Source organism: Kordia sp., from assembly GCF_045105435.1.
GTDB lineage: Bacteria > Bacteroidota > Bacteroidia > Flavobacteriales > Flavobacteriaceae > Kordia.
Genome location: NZ_JBGCDL010000079.1, coordinates 1 through 6,806, shown reverse-complemented (window position 1 = coordinate 6,806; position 6,806 = coordinate 1). Strand labels below are relative to the sequence as shown.

The window sequence follows — 6,806 nt, the reverse complement described above, 5'->3', positions numbered from 1 at the left end:
CTTTTGAGTTGATTGTTAGTGAATGCACGCTGAAGAATGTCTTCTATTAGATAGTCTTCATGATTGCTTTCTGGCTTGAATTCCTTTTTTAGCGAGATGTTGAATAAGTTTGCAGAAGTGTTGTACCAAAACGCTTTCCAGCCATTTCGTAAACGTTTTATGAGCTTGAAAGCTGTATCGCCCGTTTGTCGGTGAATTAACTTTACTAGTATTTGCCCTTCTGTTTTGGTGAGCTTTTTGAGTTTGGCAGTGAGTTCGTTTTCAATGAATTTTTGAATTCTTTTTGTGTATTTTCTACGTTTCGATTTAGAATCTAATTGCTCTAACCTTTCGTTGAGCGTTACCAAACGTTCTGCTGCCATTGTTGCGTACGGATATACTTTTAACGTTTTTCTTCGTAGTATTAGGTAGCGAATGCGTTCTTTTTTTGATGTGAATTTTAGCTTGTTCATGACAATCACTTGATCTAGCTCTATAGATTCGCGCGGAATAGAGTCACCTTCAATGAGATATTGCTTCACCTTTGTAGTGTCTTGCGTGAAAATTTGCGCCTGACATGTACATGAAATTAGTAGTATGATAAGACTAATCTTTTTCATAAATGCTTTGAAATTCTGTCAATTTTATACCAAATGTAATAATTCGTTCTCTTATAACTATTAAATCTGTTTTAATATTATTATTTTCGTTGGAATTAATTTAAAATTATGGCAAAAAAGAAAATTATTAATAAAAAGTCAATGACTTTTTTGGAAAAATATTTGAATAATGCTGCTCCAACGGGATATGAATGGAATGGACAGAAGATTTGGATGGATTATTTGAAACCGTATGTAGACGAATTTATTACCGATGCTTACGGAACTGCAGTTGGAGTTATTAACCCAAAAGCAAAGTTTAAGGTTGTTATTGAAGGACATGCAGACGAAATTTCATGGTATGTAAACTATATTACTGACAACGGATTGCTGTATGTGATTCGAAATGGAGGAAGTGATCACCAGATTGCACCATCTAAATGGGTAAATATTCATACAAAGAAAGGCATTGTGAAAGGTGTTTTTGGTTGGCCAGCTATTCATACTAGAAATAGAGCTAAGGAAGAACCGCCAAAAATGGATAATATTTTTATTGATGTTGGATGCGCTAATAAGAAAGAAGTAGAAGCACTTGGTGTACATGTAGGTTGCGTAATTACATATCCGGATACGTTTCATGTGCTAAACAAAGATAAGTTTGTTTGTAGAGCTATTGATAATAGAGCTGGTGGTTTTATGATTGCAGAAGTAGCTCGTTTGCTCCATGAGAATAAAGTGAAACTTCCTTTTGGATTGTACGTTACGAATTCGGTACAGGAAGAAATTGGATTGCGCGGAGCAGAAATGATTACGCAAACCATTAAACCTGATGTTGCCATTGTAACTGATGTTTGCCATGATACTACAACTCCTATGATTAATAAGAAGACACAAGGAGAAACTAAAATGGGCGACGGACCAGTTATTTCGTACGCACCAGCCGTACAGAATAGATTGCGCGAACGCATTATAACAACTGCCGAGAAAAAGAATATCCCTTTTCAACGTATGGCTTCGAGTCGTTCTACAGGAACGGACACAGATGCTTTTGCGTATAGTAATGGTGGTGTTCCTTCTGCGTTAATTTCGCTTCCGCTACGTTATATGCATACTACTGTAGAAACGGTACATAAAAATGATGTAGAAAATGTAATTCGCTTGATTTACGAAACATTGTTGACAATTAAAGACGGAGAAACGTTTAGTTATTTTGACTAAATTATCTTTTTTAGATATTTTAAAAGAGGCTGTCTGAAAAGTTCTAAAAGCCGTCATTCTGGACTTGATCCAGAATCTCACAAAGCTGATTATCAACTATTATGAGAAACCGAATCAAGTTCGGTTTGACGAAATTGCGACTTTTAAGACAGCCTCTTTTTTTCATAAACTAAATTTTACGTCTAGTTTTTTTTGTATTTAGCGAATTGAGATTCGCCAGATACTCTAAAAACCTTCTGCATCTTCTTCTACAATTGAACCTCCATAAATTAATTGAGGATCTTGAATTTCGAATTGTGCTAAGTTTTCTAACATAATAATTGATTTTAAATATTAATAATAGTGTGAAATTATGTAGAAAGCTCTCGAAATAAAAGAAAGGTCTCCGTGAATTCGCCGAATTATGGCAAACAAATACGAGGAGATTCTAATTTTAAAATATTGTAAAACGTTCTCTTTTTGAATTGAATCAAAATTAAAATCCATTCATTATAGATAAGAAAAGAGGCAGTCTGAAAAGTTTCAGATTATCTCTTACTTTTTTTAGGAACTCCTTTTTATATTGCTACAAGAAGAAGTTCCAACTAAAAAAACTAAATAATGTTTCTTTAACCCAACGATGCATTAGCAATTTTACTGTAATCATAAAGATGTCCTTTTATTAAACTTATAATCTCTTAGCAAATTACTAATACACGTAAGGTCTTATTTAATATCCAGCGTTTTGTTGCGTATCTGGACACGCATTGATTTGGTTTTGCGGAATTGGCAATACCAATTCATTTGCATCAAAAGAGAAACCTTCTATTGTAAATTGTCTTCTTTTGAAATCGTGCAAATAATGTCCCTCAAAAGCTAATTCAGCAATTCTTTCTGCTAATACATTGCTAATAGTAGCGGTTATAAAAGATAATCCTGCTCTACTTCTGACTGCCTTTAAATCTTGTTGTGGTGTTGCGCCAACTGAAGTTCCTAGTTCTAGGTTTGCTTCTGCTCTTGTGAGCAGTAATTCTGGCAATCGTACCATTGCTATATTTCCAAATTGATTGTACCACTTCGTTGTGTAGTTTCCAATAACCATCGCTGTAGTAGGGTTTGCGTTTACGCCTCTATTTTGAGAAGTCAAAAAGTTGATAAATCCATCTGTAAGTCGCACATCACCTCTTCCACCTTGCGTGCTTGGTGCCCAAAACGTATTCATTCCGTTGGTGCCATCAATTTCCGAAATTTGTATTGAAAAAATATCTTCGGACGTATTTGCATCTTGTGCAAAGGCAAATCGATATACAGGAACTATACTTGCGCCCGAATCATTTATAGCATCGTTTGCGGCATCTCTTGCGCCTGCATAATTCCCCATTTGCAGGTGTACTCTTGACAACACAGCATTTACAGTAGCTTTGTTTGCATATATTCCATTGCTGGAAGGAACTAATGTACTTGCAGCAGTTAAATCGACCAAAACCTGATCATATACTTGTTGTACCGTACTTCTAGCATTACAATCAGATGCAATATCGCTACCATTAAAAGGACTTGCTACTGTTTTTAGCACAATTCCTAAGTTTGTAGCTGCATTTCCATCGCTGTATGGTTTTGCAAATAGTTTCACCAATTCAAAATGAATCAACGCTCTCGCAAAAAGGGCTTCTCCTTTTACTCTATCTTGGTCTGCTTCATTTACCACATCAATGGCTTCCAATACTAAATTTGCGCTGTTAATGGTGCTATATCCAACATTGAATATGTTATTGACTCTACTATTTGTGGTGAGTATTTGCTTGTTTATAATTTGACGCGGATCATTGAATGTTCCTCCAAAGGTTATTTTTCCGTCTGCGGCTAACAATTCGGACACAAAAATTAAATCGCCTCCGAGCAAAGCCGTGCTTGACATTGTATTGTATACGCCGTTGAGCGCTCCAATTACTTTTTCGTTACTGTTTAATGCGCTGCTGGCACTAAGTGTATTTAGCGGTTCAACATCTACATAGTCTTCACATGAAAATGACAGATATGCAATGATGATCATTATGTGGTGTATATATTTATTTTTCATCTGTTTAATTTTTTTTGATTTCTGAATGTTCAAAAAAACTGAATACATTCAGGAACTCGCATAACTTTTAATTATTCCACTGCGTAAATTTTGAAATAATGAAAACTTATACTCGTTTCATATTATTATTTTTAAAATCCAACTTTTACGCCTACTGTTACTGTTTTTGCTTGTGGTGCCGAATAGAAATCTACACCTTGAAATACATTGTTTCCATTTGCTAAGAAATCTGTGCTTACTTCCGGATCCCAACCATCATATTTTGTGAATGTGAGTAGGTTTTGACCTGTGATGAAGATTCGCAAATTCGTTAGTTTTATTTTTTCCAATAGCTTCGGATTGAAGTTGTATCCTAACGAAATATTTTTTAGTCTGATGTATGAACCATCTTGCAAAAACCTGCTCGAAGCCGCAGTTCCGTTTCCGCCATAGAGTCGTGGTTGCGGAATATTAGTATTTGGATTTTCTGGTGTCCAATAATTTAATTCACTAGTTAATTGATTATCTATTGAACCTCCAACCATAAAACCATCAGCAGCTTTATGAATTTTGTTTCCTTGCACAATATTGAATAAGAAACTTAGATCTATATTTTTGTATCTGAATTGATTGCTGATTCCCGCAATCCAATCTGGATTTGGACTTCCCAATACGGTAAAGTTTGCAGCATTCGGATCATTTGTAGTTCCATCTGTACCATCATTTAAAAAGTATAATGCATCTCCGTTATCAGCATCAACACCTGCATATTCTCTTCCAAAGAAAACACCGATTGGTTCACCTTCTATTAAAGCATTCATATAACTATCATTCGTACTTAAAATTGGTTGTCCATTGATCAATTTTGTTACTTTATTTTTATTCTGTGAGAAGTTGATATTAGTTTCCCATTTAAAATCTTTGGTATCTACATTTACTGTATTCAGTGTGATTTCAAAACCTTTGTTTTCTACATTTCCAACATTTGCTGAGAATCCTGTAAAACCTGAAGTTGCATCTATTGGTCTTCTTTGAATTAGATCTTCTGTTTGTTTGGCGTAATAATTCAATTCAAGATTAATTCTATTATCTAAAAAGCCTAATTCCAATCCAACATCAAAAGTTTTTGTAGTTTCCCAAGACAACTCATTATTTGCCAATTGCGTTGGTGATAATCCTGCCAATTTATTATAGGCAACTGAAGAGAATAAAGCTAACCCAGGAAATCCATTGAAGTTATTTCCTCCAATTCCATAACTACTTCTTAGCTTCATAAAACTGAGTATTTTGGAATCTTTTAGGAATGATTCTTCCGAAATTTTCCAAGCCGCTGAAACCGCAGGAAAGAATACACCATCATCAAATGCTGAACTTTCATCATATCTTCCCGTAAATCCAAGTATATATTTATTGTTCAATTTATAGGTTAATCTACCAAAGTACGAATAGAAACCACTGTTTGCCGTTGAGCCAAAAACACCTGTAGGAACGGCTCCTGTGCCAGTTTGATCCAACCCAGAAATAAATCCTGTTGCGGTTCCGCCTGCTATTTCCGTTCTTGTTTTTTGCGCTTCTGTCCCGATTACTAAGTTTATATCATGGATATCGTTGAACTTTTTATCGATAGTAGTATATATTTTTGGAGAGAATGTTTGAAATTTTGTAATTGTTGTGGATCCAAATCCGCCTGTAACTTCATTTCCTTGTGTGTTGGAATTTTGAAAGGCAAATACTTTTCTCGATCCTCTATCCAAACCGAGTTCTGCTCGGACACTAAACCAATCTGTAATGTTATAATCTGCATATAAGTTTGCTAAGATTCTGTCGGAAGTCGTATTTCTTGTTGAGTTTGCATCTTCAATGACTGCACTGTAATATCCACCAACGATACTTCCTACTTGATCGTATCGAATTAAGTTTCCGTCTTCATCTCGTATTGGCGAAATTGGCGCTTGTGCCACCAACTGAATTGGTGTTGCAAAGGCATTGTCACCTGCAACACTATTGGTTTCTAATCGGCTCAAAGTTGCACTAATGCCTAAACGCATACGATCACTCACATCATGCTCGAAGTTTAGAATTCCGTTGAGTTTTTTTAAGTCGTTTCCAATCAAAATACCTTCTTGATGATCGTAGGATAAATTTGTGTAGAATCTACTTTTTTCACTTCCGCCCGAAGCGCCAATACTAAATTGTGTCAATTTGGCATTTCTAAATGCTAGGTCTTGCCAATCCGTATCTACATCTTGTCCTTGAGAGAATTCATCGAGAATTGTATCTGCTAAAAAATTCCCAGTATCTTCTCCAAATCTGTTAATTGAAGCTACTCTAAAAAAGTCTCTGTATTGCGCTGCATTCATAAAGTCTCTCAAATTTGTAGGTTCGCTAAATCCGTTTTGAAAGTCAACATTAAATCGCGTTTTTCCTCGTTTTCCTTTTTTTGTGGTGATTAATACGACTCCGTTTGCACCTCTTGATCCGTAAATTGCTGTAGCAGCGGCATCTTTTAGTACTTCTAACGATTCTATATTGTTGAAATTGATATCTCGTGTTCCGCCTGCAATGACCAAACCATCTACTACATATAAAGGTTCGTTGTTTCCACCAATGGAGTTTGTTCCACGAATTCTGACTTTGATGGCGCCATCAATTTTTCCGCTTTGACTTTCTATAAAAACACCCGAAGCTTTTCCTGCTAATGCTTCTTGTATGGAAGCAACAGGGACATTGTCTAATTGCTCCGCTTTTATTTTTGTGATGGCGCCCGTATTATCAACTTTGCTCGATTTACCATATCCGACAATTAATACTTCATTCAGTAAAGCAACATCTTCTTGCATCGTAATATTAATTACGGAGTTGTCAGCAACTGTTTGTTCTTGATTTTTAAATCCTACATACGAAAACACTAACACAGCTCCTTGTTTACAACTGATTGTGTAATTTCCATCAAAATCGGTTTGTGCTCCTGT

At 35.6% G+C, this 6,806-nt stretch carries 4 protein-coding genes; 1 reads left to right on the top strand and 3 read right to left on the bottom strand.

Features of this window, described 5'->3' with window-relative positions; translation table 11 throughout:
• On the bottom strand, positions 1-599 hold a 599-nt coding region (locus AB8B65_RS03805), incomplete at its 3' end, for a DUF4294 domain-containing protein (protein ID WP_405299531.1).
• Between the two features lie 108 nt (positions 600-707).
• Between AB8B65_RS03805 and AB8B65_RS03800 the strand changes: the two genes are divergently transcribed.
• Entirely contained in the window at positions 708-1,796 is a 1,089-nt protein-coding gene (locus tag AB8B65_RS03800) for a M42 family metallopeptidase (RefSeq protein WP_405299530.1), read from the top strand.
• A 709-nt stretch (positions 1,797-2,505) separates the two neighbouring features.
• Here the strand turns inward: AB8B65_RS03800 and AB8B65_RS03795 are convergent.
• Together AB8B65_RS03795 and AB8B65_RS03790 are read right to left on the bottom strand one after the other, a co-directional pair.
• Positions 2,506-3,855, bottom strand: coding sequence for a RagB/SusD family nutrient uptake outer membrane protein (locus AB8B65_RS03795; RefSeq protein ID WP_405299529.1), 1,350 nt, complete (start codon positions 3,853-3,855; stop codon positions 2,506-2,508).
• A 131-nt stretch (positions 3,856-3,986) separates the two neighbouring features.
• The coding region (locus tag AB8B65_RS03790; protein ID WP_405299528.1) for a SusC/RagA family TonB-linked outer membrane protein at positions 3,987-6,806 on the bottom strand (2,820 nt) is incomplete at its 5' end.